Here is a 21,569-nt window from a genome sequence, read left to right on the forward strand (position 1 = left end):
ATCATGGGTACGACCGCAACGGGTTGGGGCACCGAAGCGCCCGACCAGCCGCTCAAGCCCATGACGTTCGATCGGCGCGACCTTCGTCCCAACGACGTGGCGATCCGCATCAGCCATGCCGGTATCTGTCACAGCGACCTGCACACCTGCCGCAATGACTGGAACAACAGCAAATACCCCATCATCCCCGGCCACGAGATCGTCGGAACGGTGACGGCCATCGGGGACGAGGTGACCCGGCACCGGGTCGGCGACACGGTCGCGGTCGGCTGCATGGTCGACAGCTGCATGGAATGCGACCAGTGCCTGGAAGGCTGGGAGGTATTCTGCCGCAAGGGGTGCGTCCAGACCTACAACGGCGTCGACTACCACGACGGGACCGGTACCAAGGGCGGCTACACCGATCACATCGTGGTCCGCGATCATTTCGTCCTGAAGGTGCCGGACGGCATGGACGTCAGCCGCGTCGCTCCGCTGCTGTGCGCGGGCATCACCACCTACTCTCCCCTTAGGCAGTACAATGTCGGCACCGGGTCGAAGGTCGCTGTGGTCGGCCTTGGCGGGCTGGGCCACATGGGGGTGAAGCTCGCCGCCGCCATGGGCGCGCACGTGACGATGATCACGACCACCCCCAGCAAGGGCGAGGACGCGCGGGAGCTTGGCGCTCACGACGTGATCATCTCGACCGACAAGACGCAGATGAAGGCGGCTCGAACGCGCTTCGATTTCATCCTCAACACCATTCCGGTCAGCCACGAGATCGATCCTTACCTGCAGCTCCTCGGACGGTCGGGGCGGATGGTGATCGTCGGAGCGCTCAACGAAATGCCGGGCTTCGTCGGTGGCAACCTCGTCTGGTGGAACCGCGCGGTCGGCGGCTCGGCCATCGGCGGCATCCCCGAAACGCAGGAGATGCTGGACTTCTGCGCCGCCAAGGACATCTATCCGGAGGTCGAATTCATCCGCATGGACGAGGTCAACCATGCCTACGACCGGCTGCTGAAGAACGACGTCCGCTACCGATTCGTCATCGACATGAACACGCTGGAGAAAGCGACCGCATGAGCCACGCCGTCCACCCGGTCCCGGAGCATTTCAAGGCCCGGATCGGGCCGGACGAACTCAAGGCGCTACGCCACCTGGCTGACTGCGGCGAGGACGTCTTCTGGCTGCAGCAGGCCGTCCGTCTCGACTGGTTCCGCGAGCCCACCCACGCCGGTGACTGGTCATTCCACAAGGACGACTTCCACATCCGCTGGTATGCCGACGGGCAGCTGAACCTCTCCGTCAATTGCCTTGACCGGCACCTCGCGGAGCGCGGCCACAGAACCGCCCTCATCTTCGAAGGCGACGAGCCGGGTGAGGGTCGCATCCTCACCTACCGTGAGCTGCACGAAGAGACCTGTCGCTTCGCCAACCTGCTGAAGGAACAGGGCATCGGCCGCGGCGACCGGGTCATGATCTACATGCCGATGATCCCGGAGGCAGCCGCAGCCATGCTCGCCTGCGCCCGGATCGGCGCGGTGCACAGCGTCGTCTTCGGCGGCTTCTCTCCCGAGAGCCTTGCCGGCCGTATCGAGGATTGCGGCGCCCGCGCCGTCATCACCGCCGATCAAGGCGTGCGGGGCAGCAAGACCATTCCGCTCAAGGCCAATGTCGACGCCGCGCTTGCCATGAGCCGAGGCATTGAGACGATGATCGTCGTCACGCGTACGGGCGCGGACGTACCGATGGTCGAGGGTCGTGACCTCTCCTACTCGGCCGTGCGCGACAGACTGCCGGTCAAGTGCGAGCCCGAAGTGATGGACGCCGAGGACCCCCTCTTCATCCTCTACACGTCCGGCTCGACCGGCAAGCCCAAGGGCGTCGTCCACACCACGGGCGGATACAGCGTCTGGGCGGCGACCACCTTCGACTGGATCTTCGGCTGCGAGGACAGCGACATCTTCTGGTGCACCGCCGACGTCGGCTGGATCACCGGCCACACCTATGTCGTCTACGGTCCGCTGATGAACGGCGCGACCAGCGTCATGTTCGACGGTGTCCCCAACTACCCCGACTTCGGCCGCTTCTGGGAGACGTGCGACCGGCTCGGCGTCACCATCTTCTACACCGCGCCCACCGCCATCCGCGCCCTGATGCGGGAGGGCGACGCGCCGGTGAAACGCCACTCGCGCGCCTCGCTCCGCCTGCTCGGCACCGTCGGGGAGCCGATCAACCCCGAAGCATGGGAGTGGTACTACCATGTGGTCGGCGACGGCCGCTGCCCGATTGTCGACACGTGGTGGCAGACCGAGACCGGCGGTGCGCTCATCTCGCCCCTGCCCGGCGCGGTGGACCTGAAGCCCGGCTCCGCCACTTTCCCGCTGCCTGGCATCCGACCGGTGCTGGTCGACGCACATCATCGCGAACTCCAAGGCGCAGCGAGCGGCAACCTCTGCCTCGCGGGCTCATGGCCCGGCCAGATGCGCACCGTCTGGGGCGATCACGAGCGCTTCTTCCAGACCTACTTCACGGCCTACCCCGGCATGTACTTCACCGGCGACGGCTGCCGCCGCGACGAGGACGGCTATTACTGGATCACCGGCCGGGTCGACGACGTGATCAACGTTTCCGGCCACCGCGTCGGCACGGCGGAGGTCGAAAGCGCCATCGTGGAGCATGCGCAGGTTGCCGAAGCGGCCGTCGTCGCCGTGCCCCACGACATCAAGGGCCAGGCGATCCAAGCCTTTGTCACGCTCAACGCCGGCACGGAGGGCAGCGACGCGCTCAAGGCCGAGATCAACGCCGAGGTGCGCAAGCACATCGGCGCCCTTGCCATTCCCGAACGCATCCAGTTCGCCCCCGCCCTCCCCAAGACCCGCAGCGGCAAGATCATGCGGCGCATCCTCCGCAAGATCGCGGAAGGCGAGTTCGGCGCGCTCGGCGACACGAGCACGCTGGCCGATCCGGGGGTGGTCGAGCAATTGGTTGCCGGGCGCAAAGCTTAAGCAGATTTATAACCATCCGAGCATAAGATCGCTGTCACGCCTTCACTGAGGTGTGAAAGGAAGATCAGGTGCGACACTCAACGGGCCTGGAGAGGGAGGTGCCTCCCTCACTCCAGCCGAGGAGCGCACGAAGACCAGTGGCGTTGGTCGGCTTCGTCGTGAGGGAGGATGGAAGCTCCTCCGCGTTTCAGTTGCAGAACCTATCCTACGACGGGTGCGGGATCCTTTGCGATCTGTAGCTCCGGGTCGGCGAGTTCGTGCGCGTGTCGGTCCTGAACCGCGGCATGCTGAAGGCGGAAGTCCGATGGTCGGATCAAGGCCGGGCCGGACTGCTCTTCGGAGATGAGGGCGCAGCAGGCGTCCTGCAGAAGACGCGTCGTTTCGAGCGGCTTCTCGTCAACGCCGACGTCCACATGCGGCGGCCGAATGGCACAGCCTACCGGGTCAGGGTCTATGACGTATCACCGGAGGGCTGCGGCGTCGACGATCTCGACCGGTACCGGCTGGACGAGTCTGTGTGGATTCGGTTCGAGGGCCTGGAGCCGCTCGAGACGAAACTGCGGTGGCGGTCCAACTTCCGCGCGGGCCTCCGATTTGTCCGGCCGATCCACCCTGCCGTCTTCGAACTGCTCGCCAGACGCTTGAAGCTGGAGGGCAAGCTCCAGGCGGAGTGAGCGCGGGATCACGCAGAGCTTCTGGCCCGGCTTCGGACTCCGGTGGCTAAGGCCTGTTGCTGACCGCGGCCGCTCTTCGAAGCGCCCGACCTGCTCCGCCCGGCCTTATTTTCAGAGGACTTGCGTCCTGACGATCATCGTCCGAACGAGTGCGGGATAAAAGGTCACCACTCCGCGCACTGCCTTGCCCGTGGCGTCCCGAGCCGGTTCGCCGATCTTTCGACCCTTAACGGCATTGCAGACCGCTCGCTCGAAGTCGCTGTTCTCCAATCCGGAAACCGAGCTGCAACGCTCCACCACACCATCGGCGTCGATCACCAGATAGTGAGCCAATTGGACAGGCCCCTTTGGGAACGGAAAGCGACGAAGCTCGGCTTGCGGGATCAGGTCTCGCCTCTGGTCCACCCGTGGGCGGCGTCCGCCGGGCGTGAATTGTGCGGGATCCGCTCCCCATTCGGTCAGCTGCTCCGCCTCGCAACGGCGGAAGGCCGTGATTGCCTCCTTGGCTTGGGGAAGTGGCAGGGGACCGAACTTGCCCAGGTCACCTGCAATCGACAGTTCGCGCCCCGCCCCGATGGCATCCACGACCTCGTTCGAGAGCCCAGCCAGGTTCGCAGAAGGAGGCGCAGAGTTCTCCGAGGGGAAGACCACCACGTAGGTGCTGGCTGCTGTGCGGCCATCGACCTTCAGAACCGCCTCCTGCGGAACACGGAGTTGAGCCCGCTTGAACTTGTCCGCCATGATGGACAGCGAATACGAGTCGGTCCCCACGTCGGTTTCCAGGCTGAATCGAACTTGGCCAGGAGTCGTGAACGTTCGCTCAAGCCGGCACTCTCCCTCCGACACCTGCAAATTCCAACGACCATCCGGCACGCTTGCGGGTGCGGAAGAGGGGAAGAGGCATGGGACGGCGAGGATCGCCGGGATGAGACGTAGATTCCTGAACCGGCTGCTCACGTTAGTCTCCCTAAGTTGATGGAAAGCCGCGTGGAATCGGGCAGATGACTGGCGCACTCACGCCCGCGGCGGCTGCCGGCGGTAGCTCAGCGCCTCCGCCACATGCAGACGCCCGACCTGCTCCGCCCCGGCCAGGTCCGCGATCGTGCGGGACACGCGCAGCACCCGGTGGAACCCGCGCGCGCTGAGCCGCATCGCGGCCGCAGCATCCGCCAGCAGCTTCCGCCCCGGTTCGTCGGGCGTCGCGACCGCGTCGAGCAGCTCGCCGTCCGCCTCGGCGTTCGTCCTCGGTCCGTGTCCGTTGTAGCGCCGCGATTGCAGCTCCCGCGCCGCGGCAACACGTTGTGCCACGTCCGCGCTTCCCTCCGCCGGCGGCGGCAGCGTCAGGTCGGCCGCGCTCACACCCTGCACCTCGACATGGAGGTCGATACGATCGAGCATCGGGCCGGACACCTTGGCCTGATAGTCCGCCGCACACTTGGGTGCCCGACTGCAGGCAAGCGCGGGGTCACCTAGGTGCCCGCAGCGGCAAGGGTTCATCGCCGCGATCAGCTGCACCCGCGCGGGGAAGGTCACGTGGCTGTTCGCCCGGGCGACGCTGACCGTCCCCGTCTCCAGGGGCTGGCGCAGCGAGTCGAGCACCGTCCGCTGGAACTCCGGCAGCTCGTCCAGGAACAGCACGCCCAGGTGCGCCATGCTGATCTCCCCCGGCCGCACCTTCAGCCCGCCGCCGACCAGCGCCGGCATGGACGCGCTGTGGTGCGGCGATCGGAACGGCCGCCGCCGCGTCATCCGGCCGCCCTCCAGCTGCCCCGCGACGCTTGCCACCATCGACACCTCCAGCGCCTCGCCCGGGCTCAGCGGCGGCAGGATCCCCGGCAGGCACGAGGCCAGCAGCGACTTGCCCGCGCCCGGCGGCCCACTCATCAGCCCGTAGGGAACTTGGAGGACCGCGATTGCCCCCGACCACTGGCGGGGGAACCGTCGGCACTCGGAGGAACCATGCTTCAGGAACGTATCGAAACCGCCAGCAAACTGCCCGCGCCAAAGGTCTACAGCTACGCCCGCTGGTCGACGCCAGAGCAGGCCAAGGGGGACAGCAATCGTCGCCAAGCTGAAGCCGCAGAGAAATGGGCAGCAAGGCACGGCTATCAAGTCGACCTAAGCCTGCGCATCGTTGACGAGGGCGTATCGGCTTACAGAGGCGGCAACGCACTAGACGGGGGTCTCAGCCGCTTTTTGGAGGCCTGCCGACGTGGGCTGATAGAGGAGGGCTCGTTCCTCCTAGTCGAGAGCTTGGACCGCATCAGCCGTATGGCGCCCCGCAAGGCGCAGCGACTGATCGATGACATCGTGGACAATGGCGTCACCATCGTCACGCTCTCTGACGATCAGCACTATACGGCGGAGCGCCTCGACAACGATCCCACGGCTCTCCTGATCGCCCTCATGGTTTCATGGCGGGCCCACGAGGAGAGCAAGACTAAGGGGCGCCGAGTGGCTGACGCTTGGGCCGAGAAGCGCCGCAAGGTCCGTGCAAACCCAAAGCAACGGCTCACCAAACGCGGCCCCTCTTGGCTGGTGCCTACTCAGGACGGCTGGTGGCGTGAGGATGAGGTGAAGGCCGGAACTGTCCGCCGTATCTTCTCGCTAACTCTGAACGGCATGGGTGAGCACGCCATCGCGAAGCTGTTCAATGAGGACGGCGTACCTGTTCTAGGGAAGGGCAAGCAATGGCACCGCTCGACAGTGTGCAAGGTTCTACGCAATCCCGCCGTGATCGGCAGGCTCATCCCCGGGCACATCGAGTACGCTGGCGAGCAGCGTAGCCACGTTAAGGACCCAGAACCCGTCGAGGGGGCGTTCCCTTCGGTAGTCTCGCAAGCCGACTGGCTAGCTGTGCGCACCCTGAAAGATGGGCGGACGACCGCCGCTCGGGGCCGTCACTCAGGCAGGCCCGTGGCTCACTTCTTTGCAGGGCTTGCACGGTGCCCGCTCTGCAATGGAGCCATGGTTCGCGTGAACAAGGGCTCCGCCAAGAAGGGTGGCCTTCCGAAGCTGGTCTGTAGCGCCGCGAAGACGCGGGCTGGCTGTCGTTACGTCTCAGTAGACGTGAGGCTGACCGAGGAGGCGTTGCTCAGCGGATGGGGGTGGCTCTTCGCAAACGTTCCTGCAGACGACCCTTCGGGAGCCCTCAACGCGCAGCACGACGACCTGGACGCGGCGATTGCGGGAACTGAAGACCACCTAGCGGACCTCACGGGTGCCCTTGAGCGGGCCCCGTCGGTAGCGGCTGCGAGATCCGTTGCGAAGGTTGAAGCGGAGCTACGCACGATGAGAACGGCCCTCGTCGAACTTGAGGAGCGCAAGGCGATGGCCGACCGGTGCCTCATCGTCACCCGGCTGGCTGAGCTTCACGATCTCCTAGAAGATCAGGAGCGTCGGGAGGACCGCACCACGGTCAACGCCGCCCTGAAGCTTAGCTTCGCCGGAGTTGTGGTCGACTACACAACCGGCCGGTTGCGCTTTCAGTGGCGCCAGGGTGGCGAAGCTGAGCTGGTGTACGCTTGGGTGGAATGAGGTTGAGGGGTGGGGCACTGGCGAGCCTCACCCCCCTGAAACGATTACCCCCGACCATTGGAGAGGGAGTATATATTAAGGGAACCCCTAAAGGCAGCACCTCCGCTTCGGCGTCCTACTCCCGCACCTGTACGACTTTACGGTTCACCTCGGTGACCTCCCCTGCCCCGTTTGATCCCGGGGCAAGGTTGAGGTCCCTGCGACGACCCTCGGCTTCTGCACTGGCAGGGGTGGAGCTGTGGGTCGTCGCACCCAGTCCCGGTTAGCAGCCGGTACATAGGCCTCCTTGTCGAGACCTTAGCAGCGCCGCAAGCGCACCCCATAGCAGAAGGAACCCACGTGACAGACAACACCACAACTGCGCCTAGCGCGGCCCCAGAGCCGACCGACGCAGAACTTGCCGAGCACTTCTCAACGTATGACCCGCTCGACGCGCCAAGTTCGGCCCAAGCCGACGGCGACGTGCGGCTCACCCTGCCGCTCCTCAGCGGCCTCTCACCCGCCCTGCGGCAAGAGGTGGAGGCCAAGCTGGCCCTAGTCCCGCTGAGCGAGCGCGAGGAAGCCACTCCCGGGCTCATCGCCGAGGTGCTGCGAGCCAACTCCCGCAACTACCGCGTCATGGCTGGGCTCGGCGAAGGAGCTACCCACACCCAGCGCGTAGACGTGCAGATCGCGAACCAGGTCCGCCTGCTCAGCGAGGAGGTCAGCCGCATTCAGGCGCTCCTAGATGAGGACCGGATGGTTGAAGACCCGGTCACGGGCGAGATGGTCCCCACTCCGCACAAGGCCGTGCAGGGCGACCAGCGCAGCGGGTACCAGACGCGCCTCCAAGAAATCCGCCACCAGTACAACCTCCTGACCGGCCACGAGGGAGCGAAGCTGCGCGAGGAGGCGATCCAGAAGGACATCGCTCAGTACCGGGCGGTCCGTGATCAGCTGTCGCGGGCGAAGGAAGCCGACGCCCTCGCTGAGAAGATGGCCCGCGACGCTGAGGTCCAGCGGCTGGCTGAAGCCAAGTTCCGCTTCAAGCGGTCCAATCTGGGCTGATGTACTGCATGCAGAACCGGAGGGCTCGCAACGGGCTCCTCCGGCTTCTGAAGGCAGACCCTCCGGACCCCTACAGTCCCAGCTCACCTGCCTACGCCGAACGCCACCGGGAGACCTTCACGGCTCTCCCGGGAGGTATGGTGCGGGTAGACCTTGGCGAGCCGGTCCATGAGAAGCCTCGCCAGCCCGTTACCGGATCGAAGGCTGTCACCGTCCACCCAGCGCCGCCCGCACTCTCAGTCGGCCTTTCAGGGGCTGTGCAGACGCTCTCAGAAGTGCACCTACCAATCCAAATGGTAGGTGACGTGCCGGCCAAGCGGTCCCGCACCTCGCACAGGGCAATCACCCGCAATGCCTAGCACAACAGCCAACCGGAGCAGACGATGCAGGAACCTGTCCTCAGTTACGAGGAGCGCCTCAAGGCCGAGAGCATAGCTACCCGACGTGCCCAAAGGGCGCCCTGGCAGAACGCTCATGCCGACCGGCTCCACCGGGAACGAGAGGCTAGAGCGATCTCCCGGGAGTATCGAGCGACCCAGCGGGATACCGCCAAGCGCCTGAAGCCGTACGAAGGGGTGCCTGAGGGCACCAAGCGGTGCAGCCGCTGCCGTGAGGTCCTCCCTCTCGACCTCTTCTACGTGGTCCCAAGCGGCGCCCGAAAGTCCCGGTGCAAGCCCTGTGGGATCATAGTCACCCGCGAATGCAAGCTGCGGAAGCGGTGGTCTGGCAAGCCGACGCAGTCGCAAGAGCAAGCCATGGCGCAGCTGAAGCAGCTCGCCTCCCGTCTCCGGGGCGAAGGCGATGTCCGGATCACCACTGACGAAGGATGGGATGGAGCTATGTCTGAGCTGCAGAGGCTCTGGGCCCTGTCCGGCGACAAGACGTGCAAGGGCTGCGGAGAGTCGGTTCCACCGACCGGGATGCTGCCGCCGGGGCCCGCCAACTTCTTTCCGGGCAAGTGCCGCAGCTGCGCTCGCCGGGAGTTCTTCGCGCACTCGCTTCGGGTGTACGGTCGTCCCACAGCACCTCGGCTTCTACCGATGCGCGACGGCACGTCGATCACGTTAGCTGAGTTTGTGCGCCGACACCGCGAGCGGACCGCCCTGTACAAACGCTAACAAGCTACCCCCTCCCTGTTCTGTCTCCGGGGAGGGGGTTCCCCTTCCGAGACAGCAACCAAGAGACAGACAGACCAATGATCAACACCGTGGCTCCGGCCACGACCCCGGCCCGGCGTCCTGCGGGCCGTGAGCGCACCTGCGAGCAATGCGCTGCTACTTACCGAGCCCCGCGCTCTACTTCCCGCTTCTGCTCCCCAGCGTGTCGCAAACGGGCCCATAGGGGCACCGCCACCACAGACACCAGAACACAGGACCTCCTCCACCGCTGGCTACTCCGACGCTCCTACGCTGGACAGATCGGCCCATGGAACAGCCGGAACCCCCGACGGCCCGTCTACGCGCTCACGTTCCCCCGGGCGCTTGCCCTGGCGGAGTGGAACGGCTGGAACCCGGGCGCGTCGATGACGGACGAAGCGTTCGCCAGTAGCCTCGCAACTCTTGGCATCTTCGGGCCTGATTATGAGCCCGTGCACAAGCGTCGGCATTGATGGCTTAGCGTCCCGCTGACCGGCTCAGGTGGGTTGATAACCGAGACGGTCAAACGGGACGCTAAAGCATCAGAAAACGGCAGATTACTGCGGGTTGTGAAAGCCTCAACGGCAAACCTCAGGTCTGTCTATTGTAGCCCCTGAGGCCCGTTGGTTTTGGTACAAAAATCCGAGGCGGCATATACGCCAGCGAACGTCAGCAGGTCCCCCATAGGGGGCCTGCCTCGCTTCCACTCAGAGATGCCCGTAGTCATCTACGGGATCGTACTCGTCTTCAGGATCGCCCGCTGCGGAACGGCAGCCCTCCTCGAAGGACCAGCTGGTGCCGCCGCAATCGTCCGGGTCGTTGATGTCGTGCTCTTCAGCCCACGCGCGACCAGCTTCGTGACCGCTGCAGTCCTCTGTGCAACCGTACCCGTCCACGCTGCCCGCCTCACCGTCGAGGCTGTCACGCCGCGCATCGTACTCGGAATAGGTTTCTCCACCCTTCTCGACGTCTTCGTCGAACCTCTCCGCCTCGGAGCTTCCGCAAGCAGACACCACGAAGCTTAGCGCCGCTACCGCGCCGAAAACCGCTCTGACCATTATCTGCCTCCCCTGTCCGAGCAAAGCTGCACACTAGAAGATGTCTTGCAAGGTCTTACAAGATCGCCTAACCCTCTTTACGCCGTTCTGTAAGGAGTTCAAGCGTGAAGGTCGTTGCCTACTATCGTGTGTCGACTGCAGCTCAGGGCCGCTCAGGGCTTGGCCTGGAGGCTCAGAGGAGCGCCGTGGAGGCTTTCTGCAAGGGTAGGAGCTGCGAGCTGCTTACCGAGTACACGGAAGTGGAGAGTGGGAAACGCAATGACCGTCCTGAGCTGACGAAGGCGCTGCACCACGCAAAGGTGACCGGCGCAACGCTGGTGATCGCCAAGCTGGATCGGCTCAGTCGCAACGCGGCCTTCCTGCTTCAACTGCAGGACAGCGGGGCCAAGTTCGTCGCCGCCGATATGCCGGAAGCCTCAAACCTCACGGTCGGTATCCTAGCCTTGGTTGCTCAGCAAGAGCGGGAAGCGATCTCAGCCCGCACGAGGGCGGCTCTGCAGGCCGCGAAGGAGCGCGGAACGAAGTTGGGGAACCCCAATGGTGCCGCGGCCCTTCGGCGCACCGCTAACGGCAACAAAGCCGCTGTTACGGCGCTCCAGAGCGCAGCGGATCGACACGCTGAAGAACGCGCCTGCATCATCCGCCAGTTACAGTTGGAAGGTTGTACGTCTCTGCCCGCGATCGCAAAGGCACTCAACGACCGCCACATCAGCACTCCAAGGGGCGGCAGGTGGCACCCCTCCTCCGTGCGGAACTTGCTTGCACGGCTGGGGACGTAATTAGCGTGGGCCCTGCTTTTTTCCACCTGCACATGGGCGGCGAGGTCACTATCAGGTCCAGCAACGTTCTGGTACGGTCGTGCAACTTGGCATGAACTCTTTTCGGATTATGTAGGCCCTATGGAAGCTGAGAAGACACGCGAGAGGCGGTCAAGCGACAAGGGCCACGGTAGGGGTGGAACCCTAGGGCATCCAGTCCAGTCGACGTTCGTCATCATGAAAGGCGACCGAACTACAGGAAGTACTGCTGAGCTTGGCGTCACCTTACGTGGAATAACCGAGCGAGGGACTCGAAACCTGTTCGTAAGCCGCAAGCCCGGCACGATCCGAACCGTTGCCTTTGTCAGTGAGCCCGCTGGCCGGGTAGCTGTGGCTTCGAAAGCCCGAAGCATCGTTCCGAAGCGGATGCCTGCCATCGAGGGTGACCCTCGTGACCTCGCGAAGAATCTAGGAGCGCCTCCCGGCAAGCCTCTCAAGGTCAATATCGCTCGAGAGGTCCTTCGGCACATTGCCAGCAGCGCCTCAGATCTCTTTCCAACCACCGAGAGAGCGGAGAAGTTCTTGCGATCCGAAAACTTCGCGGGAAGCAAGCAAACTGCCCTCGAGTTGGTGAAGGCTGGAAAAGCGACCACTGTACTCGCCCGTTTGGATGAACTCCGATACGGGTCTCAAGGCTAGGTTGTAGTTCTATCCCTTGGTCGTACATCCAGAAATGTCTGGGGTTGCTTACAGAGCAGTCTCCCTAAGGTATCACGCTCGAGCACTGAGCCCGAGAGGTGCCCGCGAGCACGCGGGGCGCTTCAATCGAAAAGGCACCAGCGCTTTGTACCTTGGACGAAGCCCTCTCACAGCTGTGCAGGAGTACTACGCGAGCGAGGAACATACGCCGCTCGTCCTCATCCCCGTGCGTTACCGTTTGAAGCGAGTCATCGATATTACAGGCGATTTAGCAGGGTGGTCAGAAGATTGGCAGCAGTGGGAGTGTGATTGGCGAGCCGCGCTATCATCCGCTGATGAGGTTCCAGACTGCGCCAGTTGGCGCTGCGGTGATGACGCTATTCAGCGGAAGGCTAGCAGTATCCTATATCCCTCGAAATACGACCCAAGTGGGACTGCTCTGGCAATCTTCACGGAGGATGCGGTGCTCGGCACCTGCACTATCGAGGTTCAGGATCCATTTGAAACCATCAGCGATGCAAACCCTCTCGGGGTATAACGTAGAGGCCAGCCGCCGCTTGGAGCAGTCATGACCGAGTCCAAAGAAGACGTGCAACCGGTAGATGCGACATTAACGGCTGAGCCGCCGTCGGCCTCACCGAGTGAAGATTGGTTCCTCCAGACGCTCGTTGAGTACGCCAACGCTGGGCTAGAGCTAGGGCTCACGCTGATGGTTGGCGGCACAACGGTGTCAGGCATATTGATCAACGGGAAGAAGTATTTCGAGAAGTTGAGCGCCGTGGTCCGAGAAGTAGACGGCGGCAATAACGAAGTCATGCAGACCATTGCCGACAGTTTCAGTGACCTCGGTCGAATATACGACAGGCCAGACGATGCTGCCGAGGATTGGATCCTTCCTCCAGCTTCTTTTATCCACCTCAAGTCGGCCTATGTCTTCACGCCAGGTGGTGGAAGCCTGCCCAACGGCGAAGGCGTCCTTTGGCGCGGTCGCATTAATTCTGTCGACGGGTTCACTCTTGGCCTTCTCTCCCCTCGCGGTGAGTAAGCACGCAACGAGCGGGTCAGGAGCGCTCTGGTCTGAACTGAACTGCTGTGCTGAACTACCCTGATGTCCAATATCAGATTTACAACGTTCCCGCGAACCGAACCTCCAGCAGCCTTCATCTACGACGTGATCGACGTCTTCCGAGCGCATGAGCAGTCAATTTGCACGATCTCCTTAGAGAAGGGACTAGAGAGTAATGCCGTGTTGGCGCAACTCTGTCCGGGGCTGCAGAAACTCGGCTTTCAAGTTGAGGTTGGGAAAACAAACGCTGAGAAGATAAGACGGCCTGTCTTCTTCGGAGAGAACGGCAAGCCAAACCTCGAATACCAGGTAGACGCGTTTCAGCCCGAGTGGCGTTGCGGCCTTGAGGTTGAAGCGGGACGCGGAGCTCAGGGAAACGCCGTCTACAAGGACCTTGTCCAAGCGATGGTGATGGTCGACGTCGACACACTCATTTTAGCGTTGGCGAACAACTACAAGTATCGCAACACAAAGACGGGCAAGATCATCAACAGTGCGGACTACGACAAGGCTGTGGCGATCGCTGATGCACTCTACAGGCATGATCGCATCAGGATGCCATATCGCCTTGCTGTCGTGGGCTACTAGGCTTCACTAGGACCGACCCCGGGGGTATTGAAGTTCTGCAAGGGAACTTGTTTCGGCTCCCCGCCGCAATATGAGACCAGCATGGCTATCACGACAATAGACAACAACGGGCACCCATGGGTGATTTGCGACCCGACTGACTCGGGCGATCTCCAGCGGTTTCTTGATGCGAGCAGCGCCTCGGGAATCGGAAGTGGGTTCAGCACTCGCGCTGCAACTCCGAGTGAGGTTGCCAAGTACACGGCTGACTTGAGCCTACACCTGTTCCGGGGTGGCGAGCCGCATCAGTTCTTCGGAACTAGCGCCTAACTGCTATGCTTGCCTGCGGGGTCTTGAAGTCCCCAACGGGAGAAAAGCGGGACTTCCTTACCTGGTGGATGCTGGGACCAACTCCCCCTCGCATAGACAAGCTCCCGCATTCCGGGCGCAACCGAGCCTTCGCCCTCGCTCCTTAAGGGAACGGAAGCTTAGAATTACAGCGGTCCGCGATTGTAGATGTGCTCTTGCATCACCTAGATCTTACGATCAATGAAGTAACGCACCACTGTTGGGGGCACAAAATGGATTCGCAACGCAACGGGCTCAGGTTTGGCTTGGCCTTGATCGCTGCGTAGTACGCGGTCGTTGGCGGGCTGTACTTGAGCCACTATCTGCCACTACGGAAAGCAGAATCTCTCGCTGTGAGCGGCAATGTCGACGTGAGCGATGACGCGACTAGGCATCTCATCTTGAGCATGGAAGAGAACTACGCAGCAGTCGAGTTGTATGGTTCCTTGTTGCTCTGGGGAACTGTCGCCGCTGTTGTTCTGTGCTCAGTTATGTTCTTGACACGACGAAAGGCAGCTTAGTGACTGCAGGTTCTGCCTGAGCCGTCAGGGCCACGCACACGTCGAGCAACTACCGGCCTTACGAACCGTACTCACAGGGGCGCTCCGGACTTAGATTCGAAGATAAGCGCGACGATCTGATTAAGTTAGCGGAAGCGAAGGCTTAGAGCTACCTTATCAGCCAGAGTACCGGGGCCGGCCGAGCTGCCGGTGGGTCTGGAAGGTGATGATGGGCAGCCCGAGACTGGCCACTGCGATCCGGAACGCTGGCAAAGGCGCTGGCGGGGCTATAAAGGCCGATGAAGGAAGCGGACGCACATGCCTGCCAGATTGCCCGTGTGGTCCGGCATATGCAGGATGAAAGGGCCACAGATCCTTCCGGCAATCGCCAGAGCGCTGAATGAGCTAGGCACGCTGACCCAACGGCGCGGCGAGTGGCACCCCTCCTCTGTTCGCAACTCACCTATAGGCTTGGGAACACCCATTAGTTGGAGCGTAGAACCCTCCGTTGACCTACGTCAGAACTTAGCGGCTCTCATCTGATGAAAGAACAGCGTGAAGTCTCGTTCCACTTCGGGAGCATCCGCCAGTGCCCAGAACTGCTGAAGCTGTGAGGTCAGCTTCACCAGTCGAGCATCGCCTTCATTCACCGTGACACCGAATGCCTCAGCGACATGTAGAACGAGAGCGCGAGCCGCTTCCTTTGGGAGCAGGGGTTCCCGCAGGGCTTCCGCTCTACCGTCTTCTTGAGCAAGGAGGCTTTCGAGAGAAACGCCAAGCGCCTCAGCGACCTTGGCCAAGTTTCTCAGTGCCGAGGCGCCGCGCTCACCAGCTTCGTACCGTCCGATCGTGGGCTGCGTCAAACCGGCCCGAGCGGCTAAGACCTCTTGTGTCCAGCCCCTTCGGATCCTCAACTGTTTGATGCTCTGGCCAATCTTAAGATCGGCGGCTTGCTCGTCAGCCTTAAGACCGGCCGCCAGTGTCATTCCCGCTCTTCCTGCAACTTCTCGCAACAGTTCAACTCCTTTGGTACTTCCATCTTGCGGTCACCGGCACACGCCCCAGCCCGCCAGCAAATCCGGGATGAAGCCGTCGTCCCAGCGGCTGACCATCTGCAACCGACCGTCTTTGCGCCGCTCCAGTTCGGCAACGAATACTGGAGTCGAGTCGCGTCCTGAGCGCTCCACCAGGGCACGCATTCTCCCGTTGCCTTTCTCAAGCTGCGCGGCGCTGATCCGCACCTCTTCCCGCCAACGTGCCATTCTCTGGCCGCTGACCCCGGAATCGCTAGCATGTTCGGCCAGCCAAGTTGCGTCTTGGTCTACCCAGGAGCCATCACTGGACATCCCATCCAATAAGATCACCCGGACAAGGCTGCCGTCAGGGAGTGATATCCAGCCGGTGTTTCGAGCTCGGCGCGGCTTACCTTTCAAGTGAGCCATTGAACTCCTGCTCCTATTGGCTCTTTCGCGTGCAAAGGTACAAACCTTCACCCAGAAGCTCCAGAGCGATCCTGATGATAAAGGGAGGGCTTCTGACCTGAACAAGCCTCCCTGCAGAGGCTCTCAGAACCGCCAGCGATGCTTGTTCATGAAGTAGTGCCTTCCCTCTGCCCTCTTTTTGTGTGCGGTAAGCATGATGGACACGCTGAGCCCAACTGAACGCAGCCAGCGCATGTCCAAGGTGCGCCACAAGGACACCGGTGCGGAGCTGAAGGTGCGCCGTCTGGTTCACCGCTTGGGCTATCGTTACCGCCTCCACGCGAGAAGCCTCCCGGGGAGGCCTGACCTTGTGTTCGCCAGTCGCAAGGCGGTGATCTTCGTTCATGGGTGCTTCTGGCACCGGCACCCCGACCCTGAGTGTCGCTTAGCGCGCCTGCCCAAGTCTCGCCGGGACTTCTGGGTACCCAAGCTAGAGGCCAATCGGGTCCGCGATGTACGAAATCGTGAGGCCCTATTGTCCGCCGGATGGCGAGTGCTAGAGCTATGGGAGTGCCAGCTTACTGACTCGGATCAGGTGGAGCAGCTGGTGCACGAGTTTCTGGGGGGATCATGAGGTCTATCGAGCTGTTCGCTGGTGCAGGCGGGCTCGGCATCGGGGCAAGCGAAGCAGGCTTCCACCCCGCCAAGGTCGTCGAGTGGGACGACTATTGCGTGGAGACGATCCGAGAGAACCAGCAACGGCGGCTTGGTATCGTGAAAGGCTGGCCCGTCGTGCACGGCGACGTCCGTCACGTGGACTTCAGCCCCCATCATGGACAGGTGGACCTAGTCTCCGGCGGTCCGCCCTGCCAGCCGTTTTCCCTCGGCGGCAAGCACCGGGCGCACAAGGACTCGCGGGACCTCTGGTCGGAGGCCGTGCGGGCCGTCCGAGAAACGCAACCTCGCGTCTTCATCTTCGAGAACGTGAAGGGGCTCCTTCGGGACACCTTCGCGAGTTATGTCTCGTACATCCAGTTGCAGATGCAGTACCCCTCATTGGACCGAAAGGAAGATGAGGATTGGGCGGACCACCTCAGCCGCTTGGAGCGGCATCACACCTCCGGAAAGGAACCAGAGTACCGCCTCGTGATGCGCCTGCAGAACGCTGCCAACTTCGGGGTCCCGCAGAGGCGCGAGCGCGTGTTCTTCGTCGGCTTCAGGGCCGATCTCGGCATAGAGTGGAACTTCCCCGATCAGACGCACAGCCTTGACGCGCTGATCTGGGATCAGGTGGTAACCGGCGCCTATTGGGAGCGGAACAAGGTTGCCACGCGCGACAGAGTGATCAACCCGCGCCATGAGGCCCGCGCTAAGGTGCTGCAGCGAACCTTCGGAGGCTTGCCGGAAGGCACGTCTAGGAAGCCTTGGCGCACCGTGCGGGAGGCCCTCGCCGGTCTGCCCGATCCTGAGCTAAACCCAGAAGTTGCTGCGGAGCTGCTGAACCACCGCTTCCAAGCGGGCGCGCGAAGCTACCCAGGGCACACCGGAAGCCCTCTGGATGAGCCTGCCAAGACTCTAAAGGCTGGAGTGCACGGCGTTCCTGGTGGAGAGAATATGCTCCTTAGACCCGACGGCTCCGTACGTTACTTCACCGTGCGTGAAAGTGCTCGGCTGCAGACCTTTCCGGATAAGTACAAGTTCCACGGGTCGTGGAGCGAGACAATGCGCCAGTTGGGCAACGCAGTGCCGGTGCAACTGGCGGCAGTAGTGGCAAGGGACGTGGCTACTCACCTTCAGAGCGCCTAATGGCCAAACCGCCACATCCGATCGTTCGCTTGAAAGCGGACCTGTTCAAGTTGCTGCAGACGGCGCGTCAGGAAGACCTAAGCGCTTACGCCCGGAAGCGACTAGACGAAGAATTAGCGGCGATCATGGCGGCTCTTACTGAGGCCCGCCGTGATCTCGACAGGGTGAAACAGCCTACCTCAGTGTTCGACCCGACAGACCCCCGGGTAGTCGGCCGGTTCGTTGCTCTTGCCCTAGTTGCTCAGCCAACCGTGCAGCTAGGGGATCTTGGGCGATTTTACGGCTCAGGCGTGTACGCGATCTACTATCGGGGCGACTATCCGCCCTACGAGCCACTTCGAGAGACTGAGACGCCTATCTATGTCGGACAGGCCGCGCCCGATAACCCAAGGGCCCGTAACCCCATGGAGCAGGGCGAGAAGTTGGCCGGTCGTCTGAACGATCATCGGAAGAACATCGAAAAGGCAGAAAACCTCAACCTCGAAGATTTCAGCTGTCGTACCTTGGCGGTTCAAAGCGGCTTCGAAACTGCGGCAGAGGACTACCTGATCCACCTTTTCGAGCCGATCTGGAACAGCGAAACAAACCTTGTCTACGGACTCGGCAAGCACGGAGATGCGGCTACTACGAGAGGCAATCGCCGCTCGCCGTGGGACACGCTGCATCCAGGTCGGAAGTGGGCTGCGGATGCGAGCTTGCAGGATGCGAGGTCGCCGGAGCAGCTCTACGCCCAGTTAGAGCAGCACTTCACGAAGACAAAGGTCTTTCATAGCTTGAGCGAAGTGTTGGACAGCTTCATCAACGAACTAAAGCAGTTCTAGGTTTCGTTGTTCAGGCTCATTGTGTTTTGGGGGGAGCATGGGCTTCAAGAAAGTGTTGTCCCAGATCTATCGTTCGCCCACTGGTAGAGCGGCATATTCGATCGTTCTCTCGATTGTGGTTGGAGTGCTAGGCAGCAGAGTTGCGACCGCGCTTGATCAACGGGGAGCGATGACCGTTTGGGCCGCTCTCAGGGACTCGCAATCCTTCTGGTTACTCGTTTTGGTCGGCCTGCTTGGATTCCTGTATCATCTGGGTGACTATCTCGACCATCGCGCACTCTTACGTCACCTAGACGACGATCACTGCAAGGCCCTTATCCGAGAGAAGGGACTTGACCAGCTGGCTGAGCAGGTCCGAACCGCGATCCAGCATGGTCAGCCGAGTGGCGCGGTTACGGTGGAGCAAGCTCAGAAGATTTGGGCGGGAGTGTTCAAGAAATGAGAGTGGTAGTTTCTGAGCATGCGATCAATGAAATCAGCGAACGTCTATCCGGCGTGAGTGATTACATGGACGAGTTCTCTGCCTTGGTTTCGACCATTGAGAAGGATCCCTATGGTGGCAGGCTGCTTGCCACCAGCCACAGCGGGTCAACCTACGCTGCGCGGGGCGAGACCCTCCAAGTCGTTTACAACGTGCCTCCGCGAACTAACCCTAAGCCTGACGTGGCAGTGGTTCTATCGGTTGGACTGCGCGCGACGTTAGACGCCATTTCAAGATCAATGACGAGTGAGATCCACATCTTCCGGTGCACGTCCGACAACGAACTCTTTTTCGCTTCCTTCGACCTAAACGGCGGTGACGCCCCAAAGGGGCAGTGTCAGAACGGAGAGTGGGTTCATTTCAAGAAGTTGATCGTCAGTCCGAACGACCCCCCTCGGATTGGACTGAACACTCATGATCTTCTGCGCACGCTTCGCAAAGGGAAGCCCTATGTGTTTCGATCGGGCGTTCAGGTGTCGGGGACCGATCCGTTCGACTGAACGTCATAAGGTCTCTGCTGGAATCGATAAGCCCGGCCGATCACGAACATCCTGCACCTGTTCAAGCGAGCGGCCATCGCCTGGTGCCATTCTCTTAGCGTGGTGCTCGTGCAGACTGTTTTTCGAAGCACTCGCCGCTGAGGGTGCGAGACCAGCTTCGGACTCAGGGTCTTGAAGATCCGCAAGGGAGCAGGTTGTGCCCGCCCGCCGCGGCGATCTCCAGCGCGCGCTTGGCGGTCTCCTGCCCCTTCACCTGCCGCAGGTCCGGCCCGCCCACCGCCGGCTCCGCCTCGCCCGGCTCTGGCGTGCGCAGCAGGGTCGTGCCCTTAAGATGTGCCAGCAGTGCCAGCAGGTCGGACGCGGCCAGGACCTCGACATCGCCCGCCCAGGCCGCTTCGGACCCCTGCGCGGCGGGGCAGATCAGCCCCTTGCCCGCTTCCGACGCATGCAGCGCGGCGAGCAGCACGCCGGGGCTCGGCGCGATCCGCCCGTCCAGCCCCAGCTCGCCCACCGCGACATAGTGCGCCAGTGTCTCGGCATCGCACGCCCCGATCGCCGCCAACAGCCCAAGCGCGATCGGCAGGTCGAAGTGCGACCCCTCTTTTGGCAGGTCGGCCGGCGACAGGTTGACTGTGATCCGCTTGGGCGGCAACGCCAGCCCGATCGCCGCCAGCGCGGCCCGGACTCGCTCGCGGCTCTCGGCGACCGCCTTGTCGGGCAACCCGACGATGATGAAGGCCGGCACGTTGGTGGACAGCTGGACCTGCACTTCCACGGCGCGCGCCTCCAGCCCCAGATAGGCGACGGTGGACACGATCGCGACCATCAGCCGCGACCCCCCGTCAATTGGTACGCAAACACTCATCCCCCTAGCTCGGCCCCGGCTGGATAGGCGGCGCTCAAACGAACCGCAATCGGGCGCTCTCCTTGTTGGCCCCGTGTTGCCAGCCTACATCACCGCCATGCTGACCCGGGACCAAGTCCGCGCCTTTTTCGCTTGGCGCCCCGTGCGGACCAGCCTGTTCGTGCTCGGCATGCTGCTGATGGCCTTGACTCCCGCGGTCGCAGTCTTTCCGGGTCCCGGCGGAATTTTTTTCTTTGCCGCAGGACTCGCGCTCTGCCTCAAGAACAGCGAGTGGGCCAAGCGCAAGTACGTCCAGTTCAAGCGCTGGCAACCTAGGGCGGGAGCATGGGCCGATTGGGGGCTGCGCCGTCCCAGCGCGAAGCGGCGTGTGGCTCTGGCCAAGGAAAAGGACATGGCGGACGCTCCGCCGGCGCATTGCGTCGAGCGCATGGACGACCCGATGCCGCATAGCGGGTTCGAAGCCGCGCCGGTCGATCCCACCCCTGCGGAAATCCGTCCGGCAGAGGCCGCAGGCCAATCACCTCGGCGTTGACTTTCGCCGCTCCCTCACGTAACGGCCCGGCCAACGAGCGGCTGCCCGGTGACGGCGGCCCTTTTTCTTTCGATTTAGAGGCAATGAGCGATGAAGCGCACCTTTCAGCCGAGCAATCTGGTCCGCAAGCGGCGGCACGGGTTCCGCAGCCGCTCGGCGACGGTCGGCGGCCGCAAGGTGCTGGCCGCCCGCCGTGCGCGCGGCCGCAAGAAGCTGAGCGCCTAGTCACTTTACGTAAGCGCGCCGACTTCCTGGCGGCCAACGCTGGCCGGCGCGTTCCCATGCCCGGTTTTATCCTGCTCGTGCGCGATCGGCGTGACGGCAGCGACGCCAAGCGGGTCGGCTTTACCGTTACCCGCAGGATCGGCGGTGCCGTGGTGCGCAACCGCATGAAGCGCCGCTTCCGGGCCCTGGCAAGAGAGCTCGTGGCAGCAGAGGGCGTACCCGGCGCCGACCACGTGCTGATCGGCCGCGCCGGCGGGGTTGAGCGGGACTTCGGCTTGCTCCGAAGCGAGCTCGCCAAGGCGCTTGGGAAAGCCACTCGGTGATTTCCCGCGCTCTCATCCTGCTCGCCCGTGGATGGCAGGTGGGCCCCTCCCGCATTATCCCGCCCAGCTGTCGCTATCAGCCGTCATGCTCCGCCTATGCGATCACCGCATGGACGCGCTATGGGGCGCTCCGCGGCAGCTGGCTTGCCGCAAAGCGTATCGCCCGTTGCCACCCTTGGGGCGGCCAGGGCCATGACCCGGTTCCGTAAGTTCAA

At 62.7% G+C, this 21,569-nt stretch carries 20 protein-coding genes and 3 pseudogenes; 17 read left to right on the plus strand and 6 right to left on the minus strand.

The window, feature by feature from the left end:
* Positions 1-3 precede the first annotated feature (3 nt).
* The 3 genes from JT720_RS00685 to JT720_RS00695 all read left to right on the plus strand — a co-directional run bounded on the left by JT720_RS00685 (position 4) and on the right by JT720_RS00695 (position 3,664).
* Complete coding sequence (locus JT720_RS00685) at positions 4-1,065, plus strand: NAD(P)-dependent alcohol dehydrogenase (protein WP_205478551.1); 1,062 nt, start codon at positions 4-6, stop codon at positions 1,063-1,065.
* Positions 1,062-2,990: an acetate--CoA ligase gene (gene acs, locus JT720_RS00690; RefSeq protein WP_205478553.1), complete on the plus strand. Its 1,929-nt coding sequence runs from the start codon at positions 1,062-1,064 to the stop codon at positions 2,988-2,990. The genes JT720_RS00685 and acs overlap by 4 nt, the downstream gene beginning before the upstream one ends.
* 263 nt (positions 2,991-3,253) lie before the next feature.
* Positions 3,254-3,664: a PilZ domain-containing protein gene (locus JT720_RS00695; protein ID WP_205478555.1), complete on the plus strand. Its 411-nt coding sequence runs from the start codon at positions 3,254-3,256 to the stop codon at positions 3,662-3,664.
* Between the two features lie 111 nt (positions 3,665-3,775).
* On the opposite strand, the gene JT720_RS00700 is transcribed toward JT720_RS00695, so the two are convergent.
* Both JT720_RS00700 and JT720_RS00705 read right to left on the minus strand, forming a co-directional pair.
* Positions 3,776-4,435: a hypothetical protein gene (locus JT720_RS00700; RefSeq protein WP_205478557.1), complete on the minus strand. Its 660-nt coding sequence runs from the start codon at positions 4,433-4,435 to the stop codon at positions 3,776-3,778.
* Between the two features lie 243 nt (positions 4,436-4,678).
* Positions 4,679-5,551: pseudogene (locus JT720_RS00705) on the minus strand (YifB family Mg chelatase-like AAA ATPase); the annotation flags it as partial.
* Positions 5,552-5,623: 72 nt separating this feature from the next.
* On the opposite strand from JT720_RS00705, the gene JT720_RS00710 reads away from it, so the two are divergent.
* Together JT720_RS00710 and JT720_RS00715 are read left to right on the plus strand one after the other, a co-directional pair.
* A complete protein-coding gene (locus JT720_RS00710) occupies positions 5,624-7,201 on the plus strand; it encodes a recombinase family protein (protein WP_205478559.1) in 1,578 nt (525 codons plus the stop codon).
* Between the two features lie 339 nt (positions 7,202-7,540).
* Positions 7,541-8,248 carry a hypothetical protein gene (locus tag JT720_RS00715; protein ID WP_205478560.1) on the plus strand — a complete coding sequence of 236 codons (708 nt, stop codon included), beginning with the start codon at positions 7,541-7,543 and terminating at the stop codon, positions 8,246-8,248.
* Between the two features lie 1,843 nt (positions 8,249-10,091).
* Here JT720_RS00715 and JT720_RS00720 read toward each other — a convergent pair.
* Complete coding sequence (locus tag JT720_RS00720) at positions 10,092-10,442, minus strand: hypothetical protein (RefSeq protein WP_205478562.1); 351 nt, start codon at positions 10,440-10,442, stop codon at positions 10,092-10,094.
* Between the two features lie 104 nt (positions 10,443-10,546).
* Here JT720_RS00720 and JT720_RS14095 point away from each other — a divergent pair, with 104 nt between their 5' ends.
* The 4 genes from JT720_RS14095 to JT720_RS00745 all read left to right on the plus strand — a co-directional run bounded on the left by JT720_RS14095 (position 10,547) and on the right by JT720_RS00745 (position 13,553).
* A complete protein-coding gene (locus JT720_RS14095; RefSeq protein WP_205478564.1) occupies positions 10,547-11,221 on the plus strand; it encodes a recombinase family protein in 675 nt (224 codons plus the stop codon).
* A 712-nt stretch (positions 11,222-11,933) separates the two neighbouring features.
* Entirely contained in the window at positions 11,934-12,437 is a 504-nt protein-coding gene (locus JT720_RS14195) for an RES family NAD+ phosphorylase (protein WP_205504657.1), read from the plus strand.
* A 30-nt stretch (positions 12,438-12,467) separates the two neighbouring features.
* Entirely contained in the window at positions 12,468-12,944 is a 477-nt protein-coding gene (gene gvpU / locus JT720_RS00740) for a gas vesicle accessory protein GvpU (RefSeq protein ID WP_205478567.1), read from the plus strand.
* A gap of 63 nt (positions 12,945-13,007) precedes the next feature.
* On the plus strand, positions 13,008-13,553 hold the full coding sequence (locus tag JT720_RS00745; RefSeq protein ID WP_205478568.1) for a hypothetical protein: 546 nt from the start codon (positions 13,008-13,010) through the stop codon (positions 13,551-13,553).
* Positions 13,554-14,898: 1,345 nt separating this feature from the next.
* Here the strand turns inward: JT720_RS00745 and JT720_RS00750 are convergent.
* Positions 14,899-15,366 carry a helix-turn-helix domain-containing protein gene (locus JT720_RS00750; RefSeq protein ID WP_205478569.1) on the minus strand — a complete coding sequence of 156 codons (468 nt, stop codon included), beginning with the start codon at positions 15,364-15,366 and terminating at the stop codon, positions 14,899-14,901.
* 60 nt (positions 15,367-15,426) lie between these two features.
* A complete protein-coding gene (locus JT720_RS00755; protein WP_205478571.1) occupies positions 15,427-15,642 on the minus strand; it encodes a hypothetical protein in 216 nt (71 codons plus the stop codon).
* Between the two features lie 376 nt (positions 15,643-16,018).
* On the opposite strand from JT720_RS00755, the gene JT720_RS00760 reads away from it, so the two are divergent.
* The 4 genes from JT720_RS00760 (at position 16,019) to JT720_RS00775 (ending at position 19,409) form a co-directional block, all read left to right on the plus strand.
* Complete coding sequence (locus JT720_RS00760; protein WP_272873159.1) at positions 16,019-16,435, plus strand: very short patch repair endonuclease; 417 nt, start codon at positions 16,019-16,021, stop codon at positions 16,433-16,435.
* Complete coding sequence (locus JT720_RS00765; protein WP_205478578.1) at positions 16,432-17,607, plus strand: DNA cytosine methyltransferase; 1,176 nt, start codon at positions 16,432-16,434, stop codon at positions 17,605-17,607. Before JT720_RS00760 ends, JT720_RS00765 begins: the two co-directional genes overlap by 4 nt.
* Positions 17,607-18,428, plus strand: coding sequence for an Eco29kI family restriction endonuclease (locus JT720_RS00770; protein WP_205478579.1), 822 nt, complete (start codon positions 17,607-17,609; stop codon positions 18,426-18,428). Before JT720_RS00765 ends, JT720_RS00770 begins: the two co-directional genes overlap by 1 nt.
* A 438-nt stretch (positions 18,429-18,866) precedes the next feature.
* A complete protein-coding gene (locus tag JT720_RS00775; protein ID WP_205478580.1) occupies positions 18,867-19,409 on the plus strand; it encodes a hypothetical protein in 543 nt (180 codons plus the stop codon).
* Positions 19,410-19,587: 178 nt separating this feature from the next.
* Here JT720_RS00775 and JT720_RS00780 read toward each other — a convergent pair.
* Positions 19,588-20,235: pseudogene (locus JT720_RS00780) on the minus strand (magnesium chelatase domain-containing protein); the annotation flags it as partial.
* A 136-nt stretch (positions 20,236-20,371) separates the two neighbouring features.
* Here JT720_RS00780 and JT720_RS13685 point away from each other — a divergent pair.
* The 4 genes and pseudogenes from JT720_RS13685 to yidD all read left to right on the plus strand — a co-directional run bounded on the left by JT720_RS13685 (position 20,372) and on the right by yidD (position 21,563).
* The gene (locus tag JT720_RS13685; protein ID WP_237219596.1) at positions 20,372-20,806 is read left to right on the plus strand and encodes a hypothetical protein; all 435 of its coding nucleotides are present in this window, start codon (positions 20,372-20,374) and stop codon (positions 20,804-20,806) included.
* Positions 20,807-20,896: 90 nt separating this feature from the next.
* Positions 20,897-21,031: a 50S ribosomal protein L34 gene (gene rpmH, locus JT720_RS00790; protein ID WP_029942004.1), complete on the plus strand. Its 135-nt coding sequence runs from the start codon at positions 20,897-20,899 to the stop codon at positions 21,029-21,031.
* An 11-nt stretch (positions 21,032-21,042) separates the two neighbouring features.
* A pseudogene (gene rnpA, locus JT720_RS00795) lies at positions 21,043-21,354 on the plus strand (ribonuclease P protein component); the annotation flags it as partial.
* Complete coding sequence (yidD, locus tag JT720_RS00800; protein ID WP_205478584.1) at positions 21,351-21,563, plus strand: membrane protein insertion efficiency factor YidD; 213 nt, start codon at positions 21,351-21,353, stop codon at positions 21,561-21,563. The pseudogene rnpA and the gene yidD, both read left to right, overlap by 4 nt.
* The last annotated feature ends 6 nt before the right edge of the window (positions 21,564-21,569 follow it).

Origin of the sequence: Sphingomonas arenae (genome assembly GCF_016924655.1) — a bacterium.
GTDB lineage: Bacteria > Pseudomonadota > Alphaproteobacteria > Sphingomonadales > Sphingomonadaceae > Sphingomicrobium > Sphingomicrobium arenae.